At 71.8% G+C, this 24,538-nt stretch carries 22 protein-coding genes; 13 read left to right on the top strand and 9 right to left on the bottom strand.

Annotated features, from left to right (window positions below; all coding sequences use genetic code 11):
* Positions 1-52: 52 nt before the first annotated feature.
* Positions 53-1,411, top strand: a complete 1,359-nt coding sequence (locus ACT80S_RS11140) for an MmgE/PrpD family protein (RefSeq protein WP_377415702.1) — start codon at positions 53-55, stop codon at positions 1,409-1,411.
* 25 nt (positions 1,412-1,436) lie between these two features.
* A complete protein-coding gene (locus ACT80S_RS11135; RefSeq protein WP_377415700.1) occupies positions 1,437-2,456 on the top strand; it encodes a Bug family tripartite tricarboxylate transporter substrate binding protein in 1,020 nt (339 codons plus the stop codon).
* A 16-nt stretch (positions 2,457-2,472) separates the two neighbouring features.
* Here the strand turns inward: ACT80S_RS11135 and ACT80S_RS11130 are convergent, their stop codons facing one another.
* Positions 2,473-2,874, bottom strand: coding sequence for a YkgJ family cysteine cluster protein (locus ACT80S_RS11130; RefSeq protein WP_377415699.1), 402 nt, complete (start codon positions 2,872-2,874; stop codon positions 2,473-2,475).
* A 78-nt stretch (positions 2,875-2,952) separates the two neighbouring features.
* The gene (locus tag ACT80S_RS11125) at positions 2,953-5,253 is read right to left on the bottom strand and encodes an ATP-binding protein (RefSeq protein ID WP_377415698.1); all 2,301 of its coding nucleotides are present in this window, start codon (positions 5,251-5,253) and stop codon (positions 2,953-2,955) included.
* A 121-nt stretch (positions 5,254-5,374) separates the two neighbouring features.
* Between ACT80S_RS11125 and ACT80S_RS11120 the strand changes: the two genes are divergently transcribed.
* From ACT80S_RS11120 to ACT80S_RS11110, 3 genes are all read left to right on the top strand, one after another.
* Positions 5,375-6,577, top strand: coding sequence for a threonine ammonia-lyase (locus ACT80S_RS11120; protein ID WP_377415697.1), 1,203 nt, complete (start codon positions 5,375-5,377; stop codon positions 6,575-6,577).
* A 70-nt stretch (positions 6,578-6,647) separates the two neighbouring features.
* Positions 6,648-6,788, top strand: coding sequence for a hypothetical protein (locus ACT80S_RS11115; protein WP_377415696.1), 141 nt, complete (start codon positions 6,648-6,650; stop codon positions 6,786-6,788).
* 347 nt (positions 6,789-7,135) lie between these two features.
* Positions 7,136-8,992 (top strand): phosphoenolpyruvate carboxykinase (GTP), encoded by a 1,857-nt coding sequence (locus tag ACT80S_RS11110; protein WP_377415695.1) that lies wholly within the window; start codon positions 7,136-7,138, stop codon positions 8,990-8,992.
* Between the two features lie 102 nt (positions 8,993-9,094).
* On the opposite strand, the gene ACT80S_RS11105 is transcribed toward ACT80S_RS11110, so the two are convergent.
* Both ACT80S_RS11105 and ACT80S_RS11100 read right to left on the bottom strand, forming a co-directional pair.
* Positions 9,095-9,256: a hypothetical protein gene (locus ACT80S_RS11105; RefSeq protein ID WP_377415694.1), complete on the bottom strand. Its 162-nt coding sequence runs from the start codon at positions 9,254-9,256 to the stop codon at positions 9,095-9,097.
* Between the two features lie 19 nt (positions 9,257-9,275).
* Entirely contained in the window at positions 9,276-9,584 is a 309-nt protein-coding gene (locus ACT80S_RS11100; RefSeq protein WP_377415693.1) for a hypothetical protein, read from the bottom strand.
* Positions 9,585-9,699: 115 nt separating this feature from the next.
* Here ACT80S_RS11100 and ACT80S_RS11095 point away from each other — a divergent pair, with 115 nt between their 5' ends.
* The 3 genes from ACT80S_RS11095 (at position 9,700) to ACT80S_RS11085 (ending at position 12,590) form a co-directional block, all read left to right on the top strand.
* Positions 9,700-10,677 (top strand): LysR family transcriptional regulator, encoded by a 978-nt coding sequence (locus ACT80S_RS11095; protein WP_377415692.1) that lies wholly within the window; start codon positions 9,700-9,702, stop codon positions 10,675-10,677.
* The gene (locus tag ACT80S_RS11090; RefSeq protein WP_377415691.1) at positions 10,674-11,519 is read left to right on the top strand and encodes a metallophosphoesterase; all 846 of its coding nucleotides are present in this window, start codon (positions 10,674-10,676) and stop codon (positions 11,517-11,519) included. The genes ACT80S_RS11095 and ACT80S_RS11090 overlap by 4 nt, the downstream gene beginning before the upstream one ends.
* 93 nt (positions 11,520-11,612) lie before the next feature.
* Positions 11,613-12,590 (top strand): Bug family tripartite tricarboxylate transporter substrate binding protein, encoded by a 978-nt coding sequence (locus tag ACT80S_RS11085; RefSeq protein ID WP_377415690.1) that lies wholly within the window; start codon positions 11,613-11,615, stop codon positions 12,588-12,590.
* Between the two features lie 45 nt (positions 12,591-12,635).
* Here ACT80S_RS11085 and ACT80S_RS11080 read toward each other — a convergent pair whose 3' ends face one another.
* The 5 genes from ACT80S_RS11080 to ACT80S_RS11060 form a co-directional block, all read right to left on the bottom strand.
* On the bottom strand, positions 12,636-13,550 hold the full coding sequence (locus ACT80S_RS11080) for a LysR family transcriptional regulator (RefSeq protein ID WP_377415689.1): 915 nt from the start codon (positions 13,548-13,550) through the stop codon (positions 12,636-12,638).
* A 60-nt stretch (positions 13,551-13,610) separates the two neighbouring features.
* Entirely contained in the window at positions 13,611-14,966 is a 1,356-nt protein-coding gene (fahA, locus tag ACT80S_RS11075; RefSeq protein ID WP_377415688.1) for a fumarylacetoacetase, read from the bottom strand.
* Between the two features lie 41 nt (positions 14,967-15,007).
* Positions 15,008-16,195 carry an FAD-dependent monooxygenase gene (locus ACT80S_RS11070; protein WP_377415687.1) on the bottom strand — a complete coding sequence of 396 codons (1,188 nt, stop codon included), beginning with the start codon at positions 16,193-16,195 and terminating at the stop codon, positions 15,008-15,010.
* Between the two features lie 114 nt (positions 16,196-16,309).
* Complete coding sequence (locus tag ACT80S_RS11065; RefSeq protein WP_377415686.1) at positions 16,310-18,643, bottom strand: xanthine dehydrogenase family protein molybdopterin-binding subunit; 2,334 nt, start codon at positions 18,641-18,643, stop codon at positions 16,310-16,312.
* A gap of 88 nt (positions 18,644-18,731) precedes the next feature.
* The gene (locus ACT80S_RS11060) at positions 18,732-19,505 is read right to left on the bottom strand and encodes an alpha/beta fold hydrolase (RefSeq protein ID WP_377415685.1); all 774 of its coding nucleotides are present in this window, start codon (positions 19,503-19,505) and stop codon (positions 18,732-18,734) included.
* Between the two features lie 79 nt (positions 19,506-19,584).
* Between ACT80S_RS11060 and ACT80S_RS11055 the strand changes: the two genes are divergently transcribed.
* From ACT80S_RS11055 to ACT80S_RS11035, 5 genes are all read left to right on the top strand, one after another.
* Positions 19,585-20,094 (top strand): flavin reductase family protein, encoded by a 510-nt coding sequence (locus tag ACT80S_RS11055; RefSeq protein ID WP_377415684.1) that lies wholly within the window; start codon positions 19,585-19,587, stop codon positions 20,092-20,094.
* A gap of 135 nt (positions 20,095-20,229) precedes the next feature.
* Positions 20,230-21,519 carry a solute carrier family 23 protein gene (locus ACT80S_RS11050; RefSeq protein WP_377415868.1) on the top strand — a complete coding sequence of 430 codons (1,290 nt, stop codon included), beginning with the start codon at positions 20,230-20,232 and terminating at the stop codon, positions 21,517-21,519.
* A gap of 21 nt (positions 21,520-21,540) precedes the next feature.
* Positions 21,541-21,963: a hotdog fold thioesterase gene (locus ACT80S_RS11045; RefSeq protein ID WP_377415683.1), complete on the top strand. Its 423-nt coding sequence runs from the start codon at positions 21,541-21,543 to the stop codon at positions 21,961-21,963.
* A 216-nt stretch (positions 21,964-22,179) separates the two neighbouring features.
* Positions 22,180-22,737, top strand: a complete 558-nt coding sequence (locus ACT80S_RS11040; RefSeq protein ID WP_377415682.1) for a TPR end-of-group domain-containing protein — start codon at positions 22,180-22,182, stop codon at positions 22,735-22,737.
* 91 nt (positions 22,738-22,828) lie between these two features.
* Positions 22,829-24,538, top strand: coding sequence for a hypothetical protein (locus ACT80S_RS11035; RefSeq protein WP_377415681.1), 1,710 nt, complete (start codon positions 22,829-22,831; stop codon positions 24,536-24,538).

Below are 24,538 nucleotides of genomic sequence, written 5' to 3'. Positions count from 1 at the left end.
GCCCCCGCCGCACCGTCTCCCGCCGTCATCCTCCACCGACCAGGCCCACCGCATGACCGCACCCGCCCCGCTCCCCGCCTTCCTGGCCGCCTGGCAGGCCTGCGCCCGCCGCGCCGACGCGCCCCTGCCCGCCGAGGTGGCGCAGGCCGCGCGCCGCAGCGCCTTCGACACCCTCGCCGCGATGGCGGCCGGCACGGTGGAGAACTGCACCCGCGCCGCGCGCGGCGCCTGCGAGGGGACACCGCCGTCCGCCACCGAAGCCGCGCTGGTCCTGGGCACCGCCTCGCACGCGCTGGACTACGACGACGTGTGCATGCTGGCCACCTGCCACCCCAGCGCGCCGGTGCTGTCGGCGCTGCTGGCGGCGCAGCCCCTGCTGGCGCGTGAGCGCCCCGCCCTGTCGCTGGGCGGGTGGCTGGCCGCCTTCGCCCTCGGCACCGAGACGATGCTGCGACTGGGCGAGTGGCTCGGCTTCCGCCACTACGCGCTGGGCTTCCATGCCACCGGCACGCTGGGCACCGTGGGCGCGGCCGCCGCCGTGGCGCACGCGCTGGGCCTGCCGCCGGCGCAGGCGCATGCGGCCCTGGCCATCGCCGCCAGCAGCGCCTGCGGCCTGCGCGCCAACTTCGGCACCGACACCAAGCCCCTGCACGTGGGCCTGGCCGCCTCGGCCGGCCTGCGCGCGGTGCTGCTGGCGCGTGCCGGCGCGACCGCCAGCGACGACGTCTGGGGCCCGCAGGGCTTCGCCCTCGCCTTCAACGGCGGCGACCCCCTGGCTCCCCTCGCCTGGGACGGCACCCAGGACTGGGCCCTGGCGAGGCCCGGCTTCGAGCTCAAGCGATTCCCCAGCTGCTACCTGACGCACCGGCTGATGGCGGGCCTGCTGGCGATCCGCGCGCGCCAGCCCGAGGCGGTGCGCGGCCAGCCGGTGCGCATCGACATCGAACTCGCGCACAACGGCACCGCCCCCCTCAAGCACCCGCAGCCCGCCACCGGCCTGCAAGGGAAGTTCAGCGGCCCGTACAGCGCCGCGGCCGCCTGGATCGACGGGCGTGCCGACCTCGGCACCTTCACCGACGCCGCGGTGCAGCGCCCCGCGCTGCGCGCGCAGATGCAGCAGGTCACGCTGCGCGAACGCGAGCGCGCCGGCGAGAGCCTGGACACCGCGCCGGTGACCGTCGCGGTGGAAGGCGCCGGCTGGTCCGACCGCATCACCGTCGACTGGGCGCCCGGCTCGCTGGCCGACCCGATGACCCGCGAGCAGATGCTCGCCAAGTGGCGCGACTGCCTGGCCCATGCCGGCCTGTCCGCCGACGCGGTGCCCGCGCAGGCGCTGCTGGACGCGCCGCTGGACGCGCCCGCCGCGACGCTGCTGGCCCCCGTGCGCGAGGCCCTGCTGGCCGCGCAATGACCCCCTGACCCAGGAGAGAAAGACGATGTCCCCGAACCGCCTCCCGACGATGTCCCCCGCCGCCGGCCCCCGCCGCCGCGACCTCCTGCTCGGCGCCGCCTCCGCGCTCGCCGCCCCCGGCCTGCTGGCGCAGGAGCGCTGGCCGGCGCGCCCGGTGAAGATGGTGATTCCCTTCCCGGTCGGCCAGGCCACCGACATCTACGGCCGCCTGTTCGCCGACCGCCTGGCCCGCGCCTGGGGCCAGGGCGTGGTGGTGGAGAACCGCGCCGGCGGCAGCAGCATCATCGGCATGGAGGCGATCAAGGCCGCCGCGCCGGACGGCTACACCCTGGGCATGGTCTCCAGCGGCCCGCTGGCGATCAACCCCTCGGTGTTCTCGCGCCTGTCGTACGACCCGCAGAAGGACTTCACGCCGATCTCGCTGGCCTTCGTCGCGCCGCTGGTGCTGCTGGTGAACAACGACCTGCCGGCACACAGCGTGGCCGAACTCGTGGCCCTGCTCAAACGCCAGCCCGGCCGCCTGAGCTACGCCTCGGGCGGGCCCGGCACCTCGCAGCACCTGGCCTGCGAGCTGTTCAAGATGGCGACCCAGACCTTCGCGGTCCACATCCCCTACCGCGGCAGCGGCCCGGCGATGACGGACCTGATCAGCGGCCAGGTGCACTTCATGATCGACAGCGTCTCCGCCGCGCTCACGCACATCCAGTCCGGCCGGGTACGCGCGCTGGCCGTGACCAGCCTGAAGCGCAACGTCTCGATCCCCAACGTGCCCACGCTCGCCGAGAGCGGCGTGGCCGGCCTGAAGGATTTCGAGGCGGTGGGCTGGGCCGGCCTGGTGGGCCCGGCAGGCATGCCGGCGGCGGTGCGCGAGAAGGTCACGCGCGACTTCCTCGACGTGCTGCGCGACGAGTCCGTGGTGCAGCGCGTGAACGGCAGCGGCTCGGTGGTGCGGGCCCTGCCCGGCGCCGAGTTCAGCAAGTTCATCGGCGACGAGATCGCCAAGTGGAGCGGCGCCGCGCGCGTCTCGAACACCCGCCTGGACTGAGCCCCGGCCACCGCCCTCAGGACCGCGCGCGCAGGCCGTAGGGGCAGTGCCCCGGCCGCGGGCCCACCTGCGGGTGCTTGCGGCAGGTGTCGGGCCGCTGCGCGTAGACGGTGCAGCGGCGCGTGTCCTTGTCCAGGAAGCGGCAGTCGCCGCTGGCGCGGCGCGCCAGCGTGTAGATCTCGTTCTTGAAGTTGAAGTGGTCCAGCAGGCCGGCCTTGGTCAGGCGCCTGGCGATCTGCTTGGGCTCCTCGTGCTCGGCCTCGAACGGGTCGACCAGCCCCAGGCGCACCAGGTCGGCCAGGCGCACCTCCACCGGCATGGTGCAGCAGTTGGCCGCGCAGGAATCGCACAGGCCCGGGCGGTACCGCGTCCAGGTCTCCGGGCGGTCGACGTCGACGATGTGGATCGAGGATCTCATGGCGGGTGCCGATGGTAGCGGCACCGGGGCACCGGTCCCCGCGGCACGCCGGCCTGCCGCCGATGGCTCGCGCGACGGCTACTGCATGAAGCCGATGCCGCGCGCCTCGCGCACCTCGGGCTTGATGCGGTGCTCCGCCTCCAGCTGCTCGACGAAGTCCTCCGGGCTGAATTCCGCGCTCAGGATGGTGGACTGCCGCTTCACCGCGGCGAAGTCGCCGGGGCACAGCTGGTCCAGCCGCGCCAGGCGGGTGGCCAGCGCCGGCGTGAGCCGCGAGGGCTGGCCCGCCAGCGCCTCGGTGATGAACATGCGCTCGCGCTGCTCGCGCGTCAGCGGCTTGAAGCGGATCTTGAAGGTGAAGCGCCGCAGCGCCGCCTGGTCGATGCGGTCCATCAGGTTGGTGGTGCAGATGAACACGCCGGCGAAGCGCTCCATCTGCTGCAGCATCTCGTTGACCTCGGTGACCTCGTAGGTGCGCTGCGCACCGCGGCGGTCCTGCAGGAAGCTGTCCGCCTCGTCCAGCAGCAGCACCGCCTTCTCGGCCTCGGCCTCGCGGAACATGGCCGCCATGTGCTGCTCGGTCTCGCCGACGAATTTGCTCATGAGGTCGCTGGCCTGCTTGACCATCAGCGGCCGGTCGAGGCTGCGCGCGATGTGCTCGGCCAGGGCGGTCTTGCCGGTGCCGGGCGCGCCGTAGAAGCACAGCGAGCCGTGGCCGCTGGCCTTGAGCGCGGCGACGATGCGCGGCACCTCGAAGCGGGACTCGACATGCAGCATGCCCAGGTCGTAGGTGGTGACGCACAGGCGCCCGCCCAGGCTGGTGCTGCGCGAACCCAGGGCCAGGTCGGCGTTGTGCAGCTGGCGCTCGATCAGGCTCTCGGTGCTGGCCGCCTCGCACTGCGCGAGGCCGGCGAAGCGCACAGCGGTGCGGATCTGCGCCGGCGTGAGGCCCTTGCGCTCGGTCAGGCGGGCCACGAAGGCATCGGACACGGCCACGCCCTCCAGCGTCTTGCGCACCAGCTGCTCGCGCGCGCCGGGCGGCGGGGACTTCAGCTCCAGGTGGTAGGCGAAGCGGCGTCGGAAGGCCGGGTCGATCTGCTCGATGCGGTTGGTGATCCAGATCGTGGGCACGGTGTTGGTCTCGAGGATCTGGTTGACCCAGGCCTTGCCGCTCACGCTGCCACTGGCCGGCGCCACCACATGCTCGGCGCGCGCCATCATCTGCGCGGCCTCGGTGCTGATGGGGGGGAACACGTCCTCGACCTCGTCGAACAGCAGCGCCGCCTGCGCGCTGCCCTTGAGGAAGACCTGGGCGATCTGCAGCGAGCGGTAGCGGTCGCGGCCCGAGAGCGAGTTGCCGTCGCGGTCGGCGTACTCCACCTCGAACAGCTCCAGCCCCGCCGACTGCGCCACCACCTTGGCCAGCTCGGTCTTGCCGGTGCCCGGCGGGCCGTACAGCAGCACGTTGACCCCGGGCTCCTTGCGCACCACCGCGTTGCGCAGCAGGGCCGAGAGCACCTGGGCATCCTCCTCGACGAAGGCGAAGTCGGACAGGCCCAGCGCGCTCTTGGAGCAGGGCCGCGTGAACACCGCCATCAGCTCGGCCTGGTCGCGATACTCGCGCATCAGCACGGGCGGCAGCTTCTCGCTGACCTTCATCAGGTCGGCGAGGTCGGTGATGTTGTGTTCGGAGATGAGGTTCTCCACCAGGCCGATGCGCTCCAGCCGCGAGCCGGCGCGCAGCGCCTCGCCGACCTCGGCGGCATTCACGCCCGCGATCTCCGCGATGGCCGCATAGGCCTCGGGGGCGTTGTTCACCTTGAACTCGACGAGGAGGCTGCGCAGGTCACGCTGGTAGCGCGCCAGCGTGCCATACAGCAGCAGCGCGCGCTCGGCGCGGTTCAACTGCAACAGGCTGGCCAGCGCGTCGATGTTCTTCTCGACCAGGGTCGACTGCTTCTTGAGGGCGTGCGTGAGCCATTCGCCGGTCACGGTGAGCACCGACAGCAGGTCCTTGGGCTGGTCCTTGGCGTACTCGTCGAGGTAGAAGAACAGCGTGCCTTCCTCGTAGGGGCCGCGCCAGGTGCCGTGGCGCTCGAGGAACTCGCGGGCGGTCAGGGCCTCGTGGCCGCGCCAGAACTCGTTGTCCTTGCAGCGGCGGGCGAGGAACTCGCGCAGGCGCGCGAGGGTGGAGACGGGCCACACCAGGTGGCGGCCGGCCAGCGAGAGCAGGCCATTGAGGTCGCGGCGCACGTTGAACTTGCCGCCCTGCTTGGCCGCCAGCGTCAGCACGAAGTGCGAGCACATCATGTCCAGCACCGGCGCCTCCACGAGGCCCGGCGACGGAAGCACCTGCACATCGACCGAACGCTTGCCCATGACGGACTCCAGCTGCCAACGCGGCACACGATAACGCGGGACGATGCTACATGGAATACCTGTTTTGCGGACAGCCCCGCCGGCCTCGCCGGGCCGGCCCGAATCGGCCCACAATGGCCCCATGGTCGAACTGTCGGACATCCGCCGGGCCGCGCAGCGCATCGCCGGCCAGGTGCTCGAGACGCCCTGCGTCGAGTCGCGGGTGCTGTCACAGGCGGCCGGCTGCCAGGTGTTCCTGAAATTCGAGAACCTGCAGTTCACGGCGTCGTTCAAGGAGCGCGGCGCGTGCAACAAGTTCGCCGCGCTGGCCGAGTCCGGCGGCGCGCCCGCCGGGGTGGTGGCGATGAGCGCCGGCAACCATGCCCAGGGCGTGGCCTACCACGCCCAGCGTCGCGGCCTGCGCGCGGTGATCGTGATGCCGCGCTTCACCCCCGGGGTGAAGGTGGAGCGCACCCGCGGCTTCGGCGCCGAGGTGGTGCTGCATGGCGACACGCTGGACGAGGCCCGCGCGCACGCGCTCGCGCTGGCACGGCAGCAAGGACTCACCCTCATCCACCCCTACGACGACCCGGAGGTGGTCGCCGGCCAGGGCACCCTCGCCCTGGAGATGCTGCAGGCCGTGCCGGACCTGGACACCGTGGTCGTCTCCATCGGCGGCGGCGGGCTGGTGGCGGGCATGGCCACCGCGCTCAAGGCCCTGCGCCCCGGCATCGAGGTGGTCGGCGTGCAGGCGCTGCGCTTCCCGAGCATGTACAACGCGGTCAGGCACCAGCACCTGCCGGTGGGCGAGACCACCATCGCCGAAGGCATCGCGGTGGGCACGCCGGGCCGCATCACGCGCGAGGCGGTGGAGCGGCTGGTCGACGACATCCTGCTGGTCGACGAGGGCCCGATCGAGCATGCCATCCTGACCCTGCTGGAGGTCGAGAAGACCCTGGTGGAGGGGGCCGGCGCGGCCGGCCTCGCCGCCCTGCTCCAGTCGCCGGACCGCTTCGCCGGGCGCAAGGTCGGCCTGGTCCTCACCGGCGGCAACATCGACCCGCTGCTGCTTGCCGCCATCATCCAGCGCGGCATGGTGCGCGCCGGGCGGCTGGCCCGCATCCGCGTCGGCGCGCGCGACGTGCCGGGCTCGCTGGCGCGCATCGCCGTCACCGTGGCCGAGGCCGGCGGCAACGTGGAGGAGGTCCACCACCAGCGCGCCTTCACCTCGCTGGCGGCGCAGAACGTGGAGATCGAGCTGGTCGTCCAGACCCGCGGCGCCGACCATGTGCAGGCCGTGCTGGCGGCCCTGCGGGCGGCGGGCTTCGCCGCCGCCCTCGCCTGAGGCCGGCGCCGGCGCGGCTTCGCTAGAATCGGGGGATCTGCGAAAGCCCCCAACGCGAAGGAATCCCGACATGTCCCAGCAAGACACCCAACACGCCGCCGAGACCCACGACCCGGTGGAATCCGTCGTCCACAGCATCCCCGTCGTGCTGCCCCTCGTCGGCGGCGTGCTGATGTTCCTGCTGGCCTTCATCGCGATTTCCATGGCCTGAGGCCCTTCCGGCCCCTGCCGCCGGCTCCGGCCGGCACCCTCCGACGGCCCGCCCGCGCATCCCGCGCGGCGGGCCGTCGGCATTTGCGGCCTGTGCGCGTCACGGCCGCGACAGCCCGCACGGCCGCAGGCCCTGGATCGCATAACGTCATGCAAGTTTTGCATGAAATCAGGCCGTAACACGAACCTGTCATGAGGCTGGCTCCCTAAAATCGAAGGTCCAGCCGATCCGCAGCCCTGTCTCATCAGCTGGGAAAGCCCGATTTCCCGAGGGCAGAGCCCGCCACCACCCCCGCGTCCAAGCTCTTCCTTCGGGAAATCAGGTTTTAACTTCAGGAGCTTTTGGACATGAACTCTCCCGTGATGCAGGGCCTCGGCCTCAACGCACCGGCTTGGGTGAAGAACGCGAAACTGATTGCCTGGGTGGCCGACATGGTCGCCCTGTGCAAGCCGGACTCGGTCTACTGGTGCGACGGCAGCCAGGAAGAGTACGACCGCCTCTGCCAGCAGCTGGTGGACGCCGGCACCTTCAAGAAGCTGGACCCGGTCAAGCGCCCCAACTCCTACCTGGCCTGCTCCGACCCGTCCGACGTGGCCCGCGTGGAGGACCGCACCTTCATCTGCTCCGAGAAGAAGGAAGACGCCGGCCCGACCAACAACTGGAAGGCTCCCGCCGAGATGCGCGCCACCCTGCAGCCCCTGTTCGACGGCTGCATGAAGGGCCGCACCATGTACGTGGTGCCCTTCTCCATGGGCCCCCTGGGCTCCAAGATCGCCCACATCGGCATCGAGCTGTCCGACAGCGCCTATGTGGCCGTGAACATGAAGATCATGACCCGCATGGGCAAGGCCGTGTACGACGTGCTGGGCGTGGACGGCGAGTTCGTCCCCTGCGTGCACACCGTGGGCGCCCCGCTGGCCGAGGGCGAGAAGGACCAGACCTCCTGGCCCTGCAACCCCACCACCAAGTACATCGTCCACTACCCCGAGACCCGCGAGATCTGGTCCTACGGCTCCGGCTACGGCGGCAACGCCCTGCTGGGCAAGAAGTGCCTGGCCCTGCGCATCGCCTCCACCATGGGCCGCGACCAGGGCTGGCTGGCCGAGCACATGCTGATCCTGGGCGTGACCAGCCCCGAGGGCAAGAAGTACCACGTGGCCGCCGCCTTCCCCAGCGCCTGCGGCAAGACCAACTTCGCCATGCTGATCCCGCCCAAGGCCCTGAATGGCTGGAAGGTCACCACCATCGGCGACGACATCGCCTGGATCAAGCCGGGCGCCGACGGCCGCCTCTACGCGATCAACCCCGAGGCCGGCTATTTCGGCGTGGCCCCCGGCACCAACACGCTGACCAACCCGAACTGCATGGCCAGCCTGGACAAGGACGTGATCTTCACCAACGTCGCCCTGACCGACGACGGTGATGTCTGGTGGGAAGGCATGGGCGACGCCCCGGCCCACGCCATCGACTGGCAGGGCAAGGAGTGGACCCCGCACATCGCCAAGGAGACCGGCGCCAAGGCGGCCCACCCCAACGCCCGCTTCACCGTGGCCGCCACCAACAACCCGGCCCTGGACAGCGCCTGGGACGACCCGGCCGGCGTGCCGATCGATGCCTTCATCTTCGGCGGCCGCCGCTCCACCACCGTGCCGCTGGTGACCGAGGCCCGCAACTGGATGGAAGGCGTCTACATGGCCGCCACCATGGGCTCCGAGACCACCGCCGCGGCCTTCGGCCAGCAGGGCGTGGTGCGCCGCGACCCGTTCGCGATGCTGCCGTTCGCCGGCTACAACATGTCCGACTACTTCCAGCACTGGCTCGACATGGAGCACAAGCTGGAAGACAAGGGCCGCACCCTGCCCAAGATCTTCTGCGTGAACTGGTTCCGCAAGGGCGCCGACGGCAAGTTCGTCTGGCCCGGCTACGGCGAGAACATGCGCGTCCTGAAGTGGATGATCGACCGCCTGGAAGGCCGCGTCGAAGGCATCGACAACCTGTTCGGCATCGGCCCCCGCTACGAGGACATCGCCTGGGAGGGCCTGGAGTTCACCCGCGCCCACTTCGAGACCGTGACGCACCTGGACAAGGGCGACTGGACCAAGGAGCTGCAGCTGCACGCCGAGCTGTTCGAGCAGCTGGCCTACCACCTGCCCCAGGAGCTGGTGGACACCAAGGCCAAGATCGAAGCGCGCCTGGCGGCCTGATCCCCGCGGGTGCCCCGGGGCGCCCGGGGCCCGCGGCCGCCGGCCCCGGCGGCCATGAAAAAAGCCACCCCGCGGGGTGGCTTTTTGCTGGGCGTCGCGGGTTCAGCGCCGGCCGCTCGACCGCGCCGCCTGCTGGCGGCGGCGCTCGGCACGGCGGCGGGCATCGCGGGCGACCCAGGCATCCAGCAGGGTGCGCAGCTGCGCCGGGAGATGGCGCAGCAGCCAGAGCACCGCCGGGAATGCCACGGAAAACGCTTGGCTCACTTCAGGACTCCCGGGCGCCTCAGGCGCGGACCTTCCAGAAGGCGTCGGCTTCCTCGGCCGAGGCGCTCATCGCGCGGCTGATGTCGGCCATCACGCGGGCGTCGCCCAGGGCGGTTTCCCAGTACAGCGCGTCGGCGCGCGCCAGGCGGCGGGCGGCGCGCCAGGCCTTCAGCGACTGGCCCAGGCGCACGACCGGCGAACCGATCAGGGCCAGCAGGCCCAGCAGCAGGTTGCCGTGGCCGGCGGCCGACAGGGCGGCGTAGGTGCGCTCGGCGCGGACGACGCCGGGGTGCTGCAGGGAGTAATCGACGTGGACGAAGGTGGTCATGGTTAGCCTCTCAACTCTGAACAGGGGCTGGTTCATCCAGCCGATGGATGAATACTAGGGTTGACCCTGATATTTTCCAAATTTTGATTGATGATGGATAACATTCACGGCAATGATGAATGCACCCAACTTCCGGACGCTGGACCTGAACCTGCTGCGGGTCTTCGACCAGGTCATGAGCGAGCGCAACCTGACCCGGGCCGCCCGCAACCTGGCCATGACCCAGCCGGCCGTGAGCAATGCGCTGGGCCGGCTGCGCGACTTCCTGGGTGACCGGCTGGTGGTGCGCAGCGGCTACGGCGTGGAGCCCACGCCGCGGGCGCTGGCGCTGTGGCCGGCGGTGAGCGACGCGCTGCGCCAGCTGGAGGCCTCGCTGGCCCCGGGCGAGTTCGTGCCGGCCCAGGCCGACCGCAGCTTCGTGCTGGGCATGGCCGACGCCACCGCGGCCACGGTGATGCCGGGGCTGGTGGACATCCTCTGGCGCGAGGCGCCCCGGGTCTCGATCCGCGTCGTGCCCCTGACCACGCGCGACCCGCGCCAGCGGCTGGATGAGGGCCAGATGGACCTCGCCGTCGGCTACTTCCCCGCGGTGCTCGCCGACCTCACCGCCCAGGCCCAGGCCGGCATGACCGCCGCCTTCGAGCACCACCGGCTCTACGACGGCCAATACGTCTGCGTGATGCGCAAGGACCACCCGCTGGCCACCGGCCCCTTCACCATCGACCAGTTCTGCACCGCGCAGCACATGCTCGTGAGCTTCTCGGGACGCGCCTACGGCTTCATCGACGAGGCCCTCGCCGCCCTCGACCGCCAACGGCGCATCATGCTGACCGTGAACCAGTTCTTCACCGCGGGCCGGGTGGTCGCCACCTCGGACCTGCTCACCGTGCTGCCCCGCCACTTCGTGCCCGAGACCGGCATGGCCGACGTGCTCGCGATGCGCGAGCTGCCCTTCGCCGTGCCACCGGTGCACGTGGACGCCCTGTGGCACCGCCGCCAGGGGCGCGACAGCGCCCACGCCTGGCTGCGCGCCGCGGTCGAACGCGCCGCCTCGCGCGGCTTCACCGCCCACCAGCCTGGGGCCGACGCATGAAGATCCAGCTGCTGTCCGACCTGCACCTCGAGGTCCATCCCCACCTGGAAGTGCCGCCCGCGCCGGGCGCCGACCTGCTGGTCCTCGCCGGCGACATCGGCTCCTACCAGCGGGGCAGCCAGTTGCCGGGCGACGACTTCGGCCTCGAGCGCTTCGCCCCTGCCCGCGGCTGGCCCACGCCGGTGCTGTACGTGCCCGGCAACCACGAGTACGACGGCCTCGAGTTCGACGAGGCCCACGCCCGCCTGCGCGCCACCTGCGAACGCCTGGGCATCACCTGGCTGGAGCGCGAGGTGGTGGTGGTGCAGGGCGTGCGCTTCGTCGGCACCACGCTGTGGACTGACTTCGAGTCGCTGGTGCCGCGCGAGGCGCCGCTCACGCAGCAGCTCAAGGCGCGCGAGAAGGCCTGGCGCGCCGCCGACTTCTACCTGCGCAAGAACACCACGCTGCGCGGCGGCGAACCGGTGCTGGCCGCGCAACTGCGCGAGCTGGGCGTGGCCTGCCAGCAGTGGCTGCGGGAGGCGCTGGCCGCGCCCTTCGAGGGCACGACCGTGGTGGTCACGCATTTCGCGCCCAGCCTGCGCAGCGCCGACCCGCGCTACGGCCTCACGCCCGGCACCGCGGGCTTCTGCAATGCGCTGGACGACCTGTTCGGGCAGGCCCAGTGGTGGCTGCACGGCCACCTGCACTGCCCGCAGGACTACGTGGCCGACGGCTGCCGCGTGCGCGCCAACACCCTGGGCTACGCGGTCAAGGGCGAGCAGGAGGCCTTCCGGCCGCTGCAGCTGATCGACCTGGGCCGGCCGGCGCGGGCGCAGCCATCGGATTCGCTTGTGAAGTGATCGGGATTTCCTGTTTCCCGGGTTGCGACGGATTCCCTAGCATCGTGCGAGCCCGTACAACGGGCACCGAGACCACCACCACAAGGACAGCCCATGGAGACACGCCGCCAGGCGCTGCTGGCCGCGCTCGCGCTCGTCGCGGCGCCGGCCATGGCGCAGACGCCCCCCGCCTACCCCACCAAGTCGATCCGCCTGGTCGTGCCCTTCGGGCCCGGCGGCCCCACCGACATCGCCGCGCGCGCCGTGGCGCAGAAGCTCGGTGAGGCACTGGGCCAGCCGGTGGTGGTGGACAACAAGCCCGGCGCCGGCGGCAGCGTGGGCTCGGCCGAAGTGGCCCGGGCCCCGGCCGACGGCTACACCCTCCTGTACGGCAGCAGCAGCACGCTGGCGGTGAACCCCTCGCTGTACGGCGCCCGGCTGCCCTACGACCCGGCGCGCGCGTTCACGCCGGTCTCGCTGGTGGCGCGCGGGCCGCAGGTGATGATCATCCACGCCGGCATCCCCGCGACCAACCTGCGCGAGTTCATCGAGTACGCGCGCAAGAACCCCAACGGCGTGAGCTTCTCCTCGGCCGGCGTGGGCTCCATCGGCCACCTCACCGGCGAGCTGCTGGTGGACACGCTGGGCATCAAGGCCACGCACGTGCCGTACCGCGGCGGCGCGCCCGCCATCGGCGCGGTGGCCGCGGGCGAGACCGCCTTCACCGTCGATGCCGTGGGCACCACCGCCGCCGCGGTGAAGTCGGGCCGCGCCCGCACGCTGGCGGTGCTCAGTGACAAGCGCTCCGGCTTCGCCGCCGAGGTGCCCACCGTGGAGGAAGCCGGCGGCAAGCCGGTGATGGCCGACTTCTGGAGCGGCGTGGTCGCGCCCGCCGGCACGCCCGAGCCGGTCGTGCGCCGGCTCAACGCCGAGATCGTGAAACTGCTCAAGCTGCCCGAGGTCGCCACCCAGATGCGCACCCTGGGCGCCGAGGCGCAGGGCACCACGCCCGCGGAGTTCACCCGCTTCGTCGAGGAGGAGACGCGCAAGTGGGCGCGCGTGGTGAAGATGACGGGGGCGACCGCGGAGTGATCCGCGCCTGATCCGCGCCGGGCCCGGGGAATCCGATGACACACCCTAGGCCGCGTCCTCGAAGGGCACGGCGTGGCGCATGCGGCGGATCATCAGCTGCGTGAACCCGTCGAGCGCGTCGCCGGCCTCCTTGCCGGCCTTGGCGACGCGGTAGTAGCCGATGCTCGCCGGCGGCTCGATCTCGCTGGCGCGCACCTGGAAGCGGCGCCAAGCCGCCCGGGCGAACGAGGGGAACACCGCCACCCCGAAGCCGCGCTCCACCAGGCCCAGCGCGGTCTCCAGCTGGTGCACCACCATGCGCGGGCGCAGGTCCGCGCCGACCTCGCGCGCCATGCCGTTCACCAGCTGCTGCACCGGGCTGGCCTCGGTGAGGGCCACCAGCGGGTGCTCGAACACCTGCGGCCAGGCGATGCGCGGGCCGATGCCGGCGAAGGGCTCGCCGTGCACCAGCATCAGCGTGGCCGGCGCGATCTCCAGCTGCGACAGGCCCGAGCGCTTCTGCGCGAAGGCGCCGAAGGCGGCGTCGAGCCGGTCGGCCTCCACCTGCGCCAGCAGGTCGGCGGGACCGGCGTCGACCAGGTCCACCTGCACCTGCGGGAACTGGCGCTGGAATTCCTCCAGCACCTCGGGCACGACGTTGGACGCGAGGATGGGCGTGAAGCCCAGGCGCAGGCGGGAGATGCCGTCGCGCCCGCGCTGGTGCAGCTCGCGCGCGGCGCGCTCCAGCGCCTCCACCACCGACTGCGCCACCGGCAGGAAGTCGCGGCCGGCGGCGGTGAGCTCCACGCTGCGCGTGGTGCGCTCGAACAGGCGGCAGCGCAGCTGCCCCTCGAGCTCGCGGATGCTGGCGCTCAGCGCCGCCTGGCTCAGGTGGAGCTTCTGCGCGGTGCGGGTGAAGTTGCTGGTGTCGGCAACGCCCAGGAAAGCCTTGAGCTGCCGCAGGTTCAGGTTGAGGTTCATCGGCGCCACCCGTGCGGGGTGGCCGCGATGATAACGACGCGCCGCAAGCCGCCTGCGGCCTCAGGGCGCCGCGGCGGGCAGCGGGTAGTCCACCGCCGGCAGCACGCGGCCGGTGCAGGCGCCGAAGCCGATGGACACGCGGCCCGGGGCGCTGGCGCGCGCGCGGATGGTGAACTCGTCGCCGTCCTGCAGCCAGCGGCGCTCCTCGCCATTGGGCAGGCGCAGCGGCTCGCGGCCCGAGCGCGTGATCTCGGTGATGCAGGCCATGGACTCGTCGGGCACGCCGGAGATCGTGCCGGTGCCGAACACGTCGCCGGGCTGCAGGTTGCAGCCGTTGGAGACATGGTGCGTGATCATCTGGCCGAAGGTCCAGTTCAGGTTGTCCAGGTGGGTCGAGGTCAGGCGCACCGGGCCCAGGCCCGCGGCCCGCATGGCCTCGGTGGACAGCCAGCCTTCCAGGGCCACGTCGAGCCCGCCCCGCTCGCGGTCCCGCGGCGAGTGCAGGTACGGCAGCAGCGGCGGCATCCCGGGCAGGCGCGGCGGGGCGGCCTTGGCGAAGGGCGCCAGCGCCTCGGCGGTGACGACCCAGGGCGAGAGGCTGGTCATGAAGCTCTTGCCGAGGAAGGGGCCGAGCATCTGCTCCCACCACTGCACCGACTTGGCCGACCAGTCATTGAGCAGCGCATAGCCGAAGATCCGGCCCGGCGCCTCGTCGAGCGACAGCGGCTGGCCCAGCTCGGTGCCGGCGCCGACCAGGGCGGCCATCTCCAGCTCGAAGTCCAGCGCCTCCACCGGGCCGAAGCGCACCTCGCCCTCGGGGCTGCGCCACTGCCCGTTGGGCCGGCGCACCGGCGTGCCCGAGACGCGGATGGACGAGGCCCGCCCGTGGTAGGCCACGGGCAGCGAGTCGAACACCGGCGGGACCGGCTCGGCCAGGCCCTTGTAGCGGCCCAGTCGGTCGCAGTGCGCGCGCGAGGAGAGGAAGTCGGAGTAGTCGCCGACCACGCAGGGCAGGTGCATGCGCACGCCGGCCTGCGGGTGCAGCAGGCTCGCCGCGCGTTCGCGCAGGCCGCCGGGGCCGCCCTCGCGCAGCAGGTCCGACAGCTGCGCGCGCAGCGCCGAGGCGGGGCCGAGGCCCAGCGCCATCATCCCGTTGAGGCCGGCGCTGCCGGGGGGCACGGCGCGCACCGCGCGCGCGGCCTCGTCCGTGAGCAGGCCCGCGGCGTCCAGCGCGCGCAGGTCCACCACCTGGTCGCCGATGGCCACGCCCGGGCGCGGCGCCGCGCCCGCGGGCTCGCTGGCCAGGGTGAACAGGCCCAGGGGCAGGTTCTGCACCGGGAAGTCGGCGCCCTCGGCGTTGGCCGGGGTCACCCAGCTGCGGCGGGCGGGATCATGGGTGGCGTTGAGAGGGATCACGAGGGGCTTCCGGTGGGTCGGGGGCAGGAAAGGCGGCGGCGTCAGAGAGCGACCGTGTCGGCCTGGTATTCGAACAGCCACTCGTAGCGCTCCTTCACGCGCGCCTCGCTCCACTGCTCGTCGACATAGCGCGCCGCGCCCTCGGCATGGGCCAGGGCCGGGTTGTGGAAACGCTTGGCATTGCCGGCCGAGCCCTCGACGATGCGGCGGGTGCGGTCGACGCGGGCGGCCTGGTAGCGGGCCAGCGCGGTCTCGGGGTCGTCCTTCCAGGCCTCGAGGCAGCGCGCGAGCACCAGGCCGTCTTCCAGCGCCATCACCGCGCCCTGGGCCAGGAACGGCAGCGTGGGATGGCAGGCGTCCCCCAGCAGGGTGATGCGGCCGAAGCTCCAGCGCGGCAGGGTCTCGCGCCCCATCAGGGCCCAGCGGAACGGCGTGCGCAGCGCGCGGATCAGGGTGTGCACGTCCTCGTGCCAGCCGGCGAAATCGGCCAGGCATTCCTCGACGCTGCCCTGCGCGGACCAGGACTCGACCTCCCAGCCCTGTTGTTCCACCGCGCCGACGAAGTTGTACAGCGTGCCCCGGCGCAGCGGGTAGTGGATCACGTGCCTGCCGGGGCCGACCCAGTTGTAGCCATAGGGCTGGCGCATGTGGGGCGGCAGGCGCTCGGCATCGATCACGCCGCGCCAGGCGATGATGCCGGAGAAGACCGGGCGGTCCTCGCCGATCAGGCACTGGCGCACCTGCGAGTGCACGCCATCGGCGCCCACCACCACGTCGGCGGTGGCGACCACCTGGCCGCCGCATTCCACCACCACCTCGTCGCCGCGCGGGGCCACGCGGTCGATGCGGGTGTTGGTGCGGATCGCGTCGGGCCGCATCGCCCGCACCGCGTCCACCAGCACCTGGTGCAGGTCAGCGCGGTGCAGCGTGAGGTAGGGAAAGCCGTAGCGTTCGCGCGAGGTCGCGCCCAGGTCGAACAGGTTCCAGGTCTGGCCGGTATTCCACAGCCGCACCTTCTTGCCGGCGGGCTCCGCGGCCACGCGGGCCACCGCCTCGGCCAGGCCCAGGTGGGCCAGCACGCGGTTGCCGTTGGGGCTGATCTGCACGCCCGCGCCGACCTCGCCGAGCTCGCGCGCCTGCTCCAGCACCTGCACCTCGAAACCCCGTCGCATCAGGGCCAGGGCTGCCGTCAGCCCGCCGATGCCCGCGCCGATCACCGCGATACGCATGCCTGTCTCCTCCTGGAAAGCGAGCGCACTGTACGGGGTGGCGCGAGGGCGGGGAAGCTCAAAGTTCCGTTGGCTTGATCGCCCGCGCCGATGAATCCGCCGCCCGCCGGGGCCTCAGGCCGCCGCGTTCACCAGGCTCCACAGGCGGGCCGGGCTCAGCGGCATCTGCAGCACCGGCGACAGGTCCGCGCGGCCCGCGCGCGCCAGGGCGTCGGCCACTGCATTGACCGCGCAGGGCGTGGCGCCGATGGTGCCCAGCTCGCCCACGCCCTTCACCCCCAGCGGGTTGTTCTTGCAGGGGGTGGACTCGTCGGTCGTGGTCACGAAATCGCAGGCCATGAAGTCGGCGCGCGGCGCGGCGTAGTCCATCAGGCTGCCGGTGATCGGCTGGCCGGTGGCCTCGTCATAGACCATGGCCTCGCACAGCGCCTGGCCCAGGCCCTGCACCGCGCCGCCATCGAGCTGGCCGCGAACGATGGTCGGATTGACCACCTTGCCGATGTCGTTGACGCCGCTGTAGGCCACCACCTGCACCTGGCCGGTGGCGGGATCGACCTCCACCTCGCAGACATGGCAGCCGTTGGGCCAGGTCGGGCCGGAGACGGCGCTGGTGCTCTCGAGGTGGATACGGCCGCCGGCCTGGCGCGCGGCCAGCGTGGCCAGGTCGATGCCCAGGTCGGTGCCGCGCACGTGGAAGCGGCCGGCCTCGTAGGCCAGGTCCTCGGCGCTGGCCTCCAGCTCCTTCGCGGCCAGCTGGCGCGCCGCGTCGAGCGTGCGCTCGGCGCCGATGCGCATGGCCGAACCGCCGGTGAACAGCGAGCGCGAGCCGGCGGTGCCGAAGCCGTCGCCGCGGTCGGTGTCGCCCAGGACCACGCGCACCTTGTCGATCGGCACGCCGAAGACATCCACCACCAGCTGCGCCAGGGTGGTGGCGATGCCCTGGCCCATGGCATTGACCGCGGAGAAGACCTCGATGGTGCCGTCGGCCAGCACCGTGAGCGTGACGCGCTCCTCGAACACGTTGCCCCCGGTCCATTCGAGGAAGGTGGACAGCCCCAGCCCGCGCCACAGCCCGCGCGCGCGGCTGGCGGCGGCCCGGGCCTCGAAGCCGGCCCAGTCGGCCTGGGCCAGGCCCTGGTCCATCACATGCTCGAAGCGGCCGACGTCGTAGGTCTGGCCCATCGGGTTCTTGTACGGCATCTGCTCGGGGCGCACGAAGTTGCGCCGGCGCAGCTGCACGCGGTCGATGCCGGTCTGGCGGGCGGCCTCGTCCATCAGGCGCTCGATGATGAAGATGGCCTCGGGCCGGCCCGCGCCGCGGTAGGCCGAGACCGGCGCGGTGTTGGTCAGGATGGCCTGGAACTGGAAGTCGACCAGGGGAATGTCGTAGACGCTGGTCTGCACCCAGGGACCGATCAGCAGCACGATGGCCGTGCCCGTGGGCAGGGCGTAGGCGCCGACGTTGCCCTGCGAGTGCACGCGCAGGCCCAGGATGCGGCCGTCCGCGGCCAGCGCCAGCGAGGCCTGCGTGTGCAGGTCGCGGCCCGGCACGGCGCTGAGGAATTCCTCGCTGCGGTCGGCGATCCACTTCACCGGGCGCCGCAGCTTCCAGGCGCACAGGGCGGTGGCCACGTCCTCGCTGTAGGCGCCGGTCTTCATGCCGAAGCCGCCGCCCACGTCGCCCAGCGTGGCGCGCACCTGCGCCTTGTCCAGGCCGAGGCAGGCGGCCACGGTGTCGCGCAGGCCCGAGGGCATCTGGCTGCTCAGGCGGATGGTGAGTCGGCCGTCCTCGGCGACCCACGCCAGCACCGAACGCGGCTCCAGGGCCAGCGCCGACAGGCGCTGGTTGTGGATCTCCAGGGACACCACGTGGTCGGCCCGCTCGAAGGCCTGGCGCGTGGCCTCGGCGTCGCCGTAGCGGCTCTGGGCCACCAGGTTGTCGGGCGCGGCCTCGCACAGCGCCGGCGCGCCCTCGGCGGTGGCCTGTTCCACGGTGACCACATGCGGCAGGTCCTCGTACTCGACCCACACCGCCTCGGCGGCGTCGCGGGCCTGCTGCAGGGTCTCGGCCACGACCACGGCCACCGCCTCGCCCACGAAGCGCACGCGCTCGTGCGCCAGCACCCGCCGCACCGGCGAGGCACCGGGCGAGCCGTCGGGGCGCTTGAAGCCGGCGGTCACCGGCATGGGCTTGATGCCCTCGGCCGCGAGCTGCTCGCCGGTGAGGACCAGGGCCACGCCGGGCATGGCGCGGGCGGTGTCGGCGTCGATGCGCACGATGCGCGCATGGGGGTGCGGCGAACGCACGAAGCAGGCCTTGAGCCCGCCCTCGGGGGCGAGGTCGTCGGTGAACTGGCCCTGGCCCTTGAGCAGGCCATCGTCCTCGAGGCGGGGCACGGCGCGGCCGCTGCCGAAACGCGCGGCGATCTGGGGGTCGTCTTGGCTCATGGTGTGTCTCCTGGGCGCGATTGTGCGGCGCACCTGGCGGGCCCGGTGTCACCCGGGCGATCCCGCCGGGTGACGCCGTGCGGCAGCCTCAGTGCAGCAGCCGCGGCAGCGCGAGGAAGTTCAGCAGCGCACCGTCGAAGTCGTCGGGCGCCTCGAGGTTCTGCAGGTGGCCGATGCCGCGCATCTCGAGGAAGGTGCTGCCGGGGATCCGCCGCGCCATGTCGCGCATCACCGCCGGCGGGACCTCGCGGTCGTGCTCGCCCGCGAGCAGCAGCGTGGGCACGTGGATGCGGGCGAGGCCATCGCGCCGGTCGAAGGCGGCCATGGCCTGCAGCGCCCGCCGGTAGGTGGAGGCATGCACCATTCCCATGGCGTGCTGCGCCAGCCGCACGCCCTCGGGCATCGCGGCGTGGCCGATCCACTGCGGCACCTGGACCTCGGCCAGGCCGGCCATGTCGCGGCCCTCGTCGAGCAGCGCGGTGCGCCGGGCCACGAAGCCCGCGCGGTCCGCCTCGTCGAGCGCGGCGCGGGTGCCGCACAGGACCAGGCGCCCGACCAGCTCGGGCCGCCGGGCCACCACCTCCTGGGCCACCATGCCGCCCATGCCGTGGCCGATCAGGGCCACCGGGCCGGCCTGCAGCGCCTCGACCAGGGCGACGCAGCGCTGGGCCAGGCCCTTGAAGGCATAGGGTTCGATCGGCGGGCTCTGGCCGTAGCCCGGCATGTCCCAGGCCACTGCCCGGTAGCCGGCCATGGCCAGCGACTCGACCTGCGGCGCGAAGGCCAGGTGGCCGCCGGCCTCGCCATGCAGCAGCAGCACGGTCGGGCCCGCGCCCAGCGTGGTGAAAGTGGGCAAGCTCATGGTCTTCTGCGGCTCCTGCGGCTTGCGGTCATACTACCCGCGTTCCCGCTGACCGCCCGCCCCCCGCTGCCTCCCGACGATGACGCCTTCCCGCCAAGCCCAGACACCCAGCTTCTCGACGCGCGAATTCCGCGCCGCGCTGGGCATGTTCGCCACCGGCGTGACCATCGTCACCACCCGCGCCGAGGACGGCACCCCGATCGGGCTGACCGCCAACTCCTTCAATTCGGTCTCGCTGGACCCGCCGCTGGTGCTGTGGAGCCTGTCGCAGGCCGCCGCCTCGCTGCCGGCCTTCCGTGCGCACTCGCACTACGCGATCAACGTGCTGGGCGCCGACCAGAAGGAGCTGGCCGAGCGCTTCGCCACCAAGGGCATCGACCGCTGGCGCGGCGTGGAAAGCCAGACCGGCGCCGGCGGCGTGCCCCTGATCGCGGGCGCGGCCGCCACCTTCGAGTGCTTCAACCGCAGCCGCTACGACGAGGGCGACCATGTCATCTTCGTCGGCGAGGTCGAGCGCTGCACGCTGCGCGCGGGCGCCTCGCCGCTGTTGTTCCACGGCGGCCGGTTCTACACCGAGCACCCGCTCTGACCGCGGCGGGCCGCGCCCGCCCTCCCCCGCAGCCCCGACGCGCCCCGGCCGCGCGCGTCGCCCGCTTGACTGTCGCGGCACGGCCATTGCTTGTAGGATCGCTCCACTTTTTGTAGCAAGGAGCGATACATGGGAATGTTCCACTGGGCCGAGAAGCCCGCGTCCACCCTGGCTGCCGGCGGCGTGATCGGCCCCGATGAGCGCCTGCCCTGGCCGCAGACGGCGGCCATGGGCGTGCAGCACGTGATCGCGATGTTCGGCGCCACGGTGCTGGCCCCGATCCTCATGGGCTTCGACCCGAACACCGCCATCCTCATGAGCGGCATCGGCACGTTGATCTTCTTTTTGATCACGGGTGGCAAAGTGCCCAGTTACCTGGGGTCGAGCTTCGCCTTCATCGGCGTGGTGATCGCGGCCACGGCGTATGCGGGCAAGGGCCCCAACGCGAACATCGGCGTGGCGCTGGGCGGCATCGTCGCCTGCGGCGCGCTGTACACCGTGATCGGCGCGGTGGTTCAGGCCATCGGCACCGGCTGGATCGAGCGCTTCATGCCGCCGGTGGTCACCGGCTCGGTGGTGGCGGTGATCGGCCTGAACCTGGCGGGCATCCCCGTCAAGAACATGGCGGCCAACAACTTCGAGTCATGGATGCAGGCCGTGACCTTCGTGTGCGTGGCGCTGGTGGCGGTGTTCACCCGCGGCATGGTGCAGCGCCTCCTGATCCTGGTCGGCCTGATCCTGGCCTCGGTGGTCTACGCGGTCCTCACCAACGGCATGGGCCTGGGCAAGCCGATGGACCTGTCCGGCATCGCCAGCGCCGCCTGGTTCGGCGCGCCGACCTTCGCCGCGCCGGTGTTCGAGGCGCAGGCCATGCTGCTGATTGCCCCGGTGGCCATCATCCTGGTGGCCGAGAACCTGGGCCACATCAAGGCGGTGACCGCGATGACCGGGCGCAACCTCGATCCGTACATGGGCCGCGCCTTCATCGGCGACGGCATCGCCACCATGGTCAGCGGCGCCTCGGGCGGTACCGGCGTGACCACCTACGCGGAGAACATCGGCGTGATGGCCGCGACCAAGATCTATTCGACCGCGGTGTTCCTGCTGGCGGCGCTGATCGCGGTGGTGCTCGGCTTCTCGCCCAAGTTCGGGGCCGTGATCCAGGCCATCCCGCTGCCGGTGATGGGGGGCGTGTCGATCGTGGTGTTCGGCCTGATCGCGGTGGCCGGCGCCAAGATCTGGGTCGACAACAAGGTCGACTTCTCGCAGAACCGCAACCTGATCGTGGCCGCCATCACCCTGGTGCTGGGCACCGGTGACTTCACCCTGAAGTTCGGCGGCTTCGCCCTGGGCGGCATCGGCACCGCCACCTTCGGCGCCATCCTGCTGTGGGCCTTGCTCGGTCGCGGCACGAACGGCAAGTGAGCGGCCGGTAAGATCGTCCACATGCCCACCTGGACCCACCCCATCTCCGTCGAGTCGCTCACCTCGCTGAGTCGCGGCACGGCGGCTGAACACCTCGGCATCGAGTTCCTCGAGGTCGGCGACGACTTCATCCGCGCCCGCGTGCCGGTGGACCATCGCACCAGCCAGCCCTATGGCCTGCTGCATGGCGGGGTGAGCGTGGTGCTGGCCGAGACGCTGGGCTCGCTGGGCGCGGCCCACAGCTGCGCGCCGGGCCACAAGGTGGTGGGCCTGGACATCAATGCCAACCACCTGCGCGGCGTGAGCGCGGGCTGGGTGACGGGCACGACGCGGCCCGTCCACATCGGCCGCACCACCCAGGTGTGGGCCATCGAGCTGCAGGACGACCAGGGCCGGCCGACCTGCGTCTCGCGCATCACGATGGCGGTGCTGGCGCCGCGCTAGCGCACCGCCCCCCGCGGGCCCGCTCCCTGCATCCATGCCGGCCGCAGCCTCGCGGCCCGGCCCTGTCGCGCCCGGCCGCCCTTGCGGCTCAACACCCGCGCGGCGCCACCCCCCCTGCAAGACACACCCTAGGCACTTTTGCTGCATTGCAATTCGTGCACCGCACAAATAACATTCACGTTGACCACTATATTCAATTTAACTTTTTTCTAGTCGATGCGTCGCCTAGTCTTCATCGCATTATTTGCACTTTCTGCCTCACTGATTGCCTCGGGCTGTGACCAGGCCCGCGAGCAGTTCGCCAGTTTCATCCGGCCGAAGACCGACCCATCGGCGCTGCAGGAGGCCAACGCGGCGCTGGAGCAGGGCCGGTTCCAGCAAGCCATCGAGCACGCCACCCCGCTGGCGCAGAAGGCCGGCGCCGCGCGCGGTGACGCCGCGCTGGTGGTGGCACGCTCGTCCGCACGGCTTGGCGACACCGACAAGGCCTTGGCCTACCTGCGCATCGCCGCGGACCACGGCGCGGTCGACCCCACCCGCTTGCTGCTGGACGACCACTTCGCCCTGCTGCGGACCGACCCGCGTTTCCTCGCCCTGATCGTCTCGGCCAGCCCGGGCGCGGCCACGAGCGCGCAGGCGGCTTCCGCCGCACCGCAGCCGTCCGCACCGCGGGTCGGCACCCCTGCCCCGGCACCGGACGCCGTGGCCCGCGTCCTGCCAGGCGGTGGCCTCGAGGTCCGGGCGGGCGACGCCTCGGCCTCCGTGAAACCCTGAGCGCCGCAGCCGCCGGCACTCCGCACACCCGGGCCACCTGGCGCTTGCGGCCAGGCGAGCCCCGTCCCCTCCCCCTGTTGAAAGGTCTCCCTTGAAATTCAAGAAGCTGGTCCTCGGCATGGCTGCGGCCGCCGCCTGTGCCTCCTCCGTCGTCGCCTGGGCCGAGGCGATCAACCAGGTCGGCCAGGCGGAGGTGAGCATCAAGTCCCACAAGGACCCGATCGCGGCCCGCGCCGCGGCCCGCCGCCAGGCCGAGTACGACGCGATCCGCGCCGCCCTGAAGCTGCGGTTGAACGTCGAAGCCAAGGGACCGAAGGCGGACGAAGCCATCGGCGAGCTGGTCAAGAACTTCGGCCCCAACCTCAAGACCACCTACGTCACCGAGGGCGACATCCTGACGGCGCGCACCACGCTGTCCGTCGACAGCGCGGAGTTGACCGACCTGTCTCGCTCGCTCGGCCTGCAGAACGCCAACGTGATGGAGGCGGCCTCCATCGTCTTCCTGATCGACGAGTACTGGGGCATCGCGACCAACCTGGACCCGAGCAAGCCGATCGTGAGCGAGGTCGAGTTCTTCCAGGACAAGAGCAGTTCCTCCGACACCAGCTCGCGGTCTTCGGGCGCGAGCTTCTCCGACACCAGCAGCAAGTCGTCGTCCGCCTCGTCCTACCAGGGTTCGATGGCAGCCTCCTCGCGCGAGTCCTCCAGCTACGCCGCCAACCGCCAGGCCAGCGTGGCCGGCAGCCAGTCCTCCTCGTTCGCGGGCAGCGACCGCCGCGCCGCGGCGGTGCAGGACGGCTACGGCGGGTCCGCCGCCGCCGCGCGCGACACCCAGGTCGCCGGCGCCCAGCGCAGCGCCTACGCCGGCAGCTCGCAATCGAGCGTGGCAGCGGCCGCCAGCTCCGACACCCGCGTCGCCTCGAGCGTGAATGCCTCGAGCGCCTCCGCCTCGGACCGCAAGAACGTGCAGTCCGGCAGCTTCGCGCAGCAGCAGAACAACATCGTCAACCAGAAGGACGTCACCAGCTTCAAGTCGAAGACGGTCTTCCCTGACCTGAACAACGCCAAGCCCGCGGACGCGGCCTCCGCGCTGATCGCGCAGCGACTGGCCCAGGTCACCCGGCAGTACGGCCTGGAGTACACGCCGGAGCGCGACCTGCGCGAGACCGGCAAGGGCAAGATGCTGATCTCGGACATCGAGACCCAGGGCAAGTTCGAGATGTACGCCCAGAAGGCCGCGAAGAACCCCTTCAACGCCAAGTACGTCGTGTTCGGCTCCTCGGTGATGAACGCCGAGGGCAAGAGCGCCAGCGGCCGGACGCTGTGCTCCGGCATGCTGAAGCTGGATTCGTTCAATGTGAACACCGGTCGCGGGCTCGTGGTGGGCACCCTGGTCAAGCGCGCCGATGGCAGCTCCGACCAGGACTGCCGCTCCAACCTGGCCTCCGCCCTGGCGACCGAGCTGGCGCAGACCGTGGGCAACGCCGCGACCCGCGAGCTCCAGCGCCTGGCCCAGATGGGGCAGTCCTACACCGTCACCCTCTTCAGCTCGGAGCGGATCACGCGCGGCATCGGTGGCGGCTTCGAGGACGCGCTGCGTGAACTCGTCGGCGAGCTGCGCGAGGACCGCCGCACCGAATCCACCCGCGTCTACACGATGTCGTCCAAGGGCGGCGACCTGGCGCGCCGCATCGAGCGGATGCTGGACAAGCTCGGCGCCGAGATGAAGAACGCCGAGGTGCAGACCAAGGGCAACCGCGTGGTGGTCTGCGTCGAAGGGCGCTGCCCCGCGGATTACTGA

This window comes from Ramlibacter sp. MAHUQ-53, from assembly GCF_052600055.1.
The sequence above is the reverse complement of the archived record's forward strand: the minus strand, read 5'-3'. Positions and strand labels throughout refer to the sequence as shown.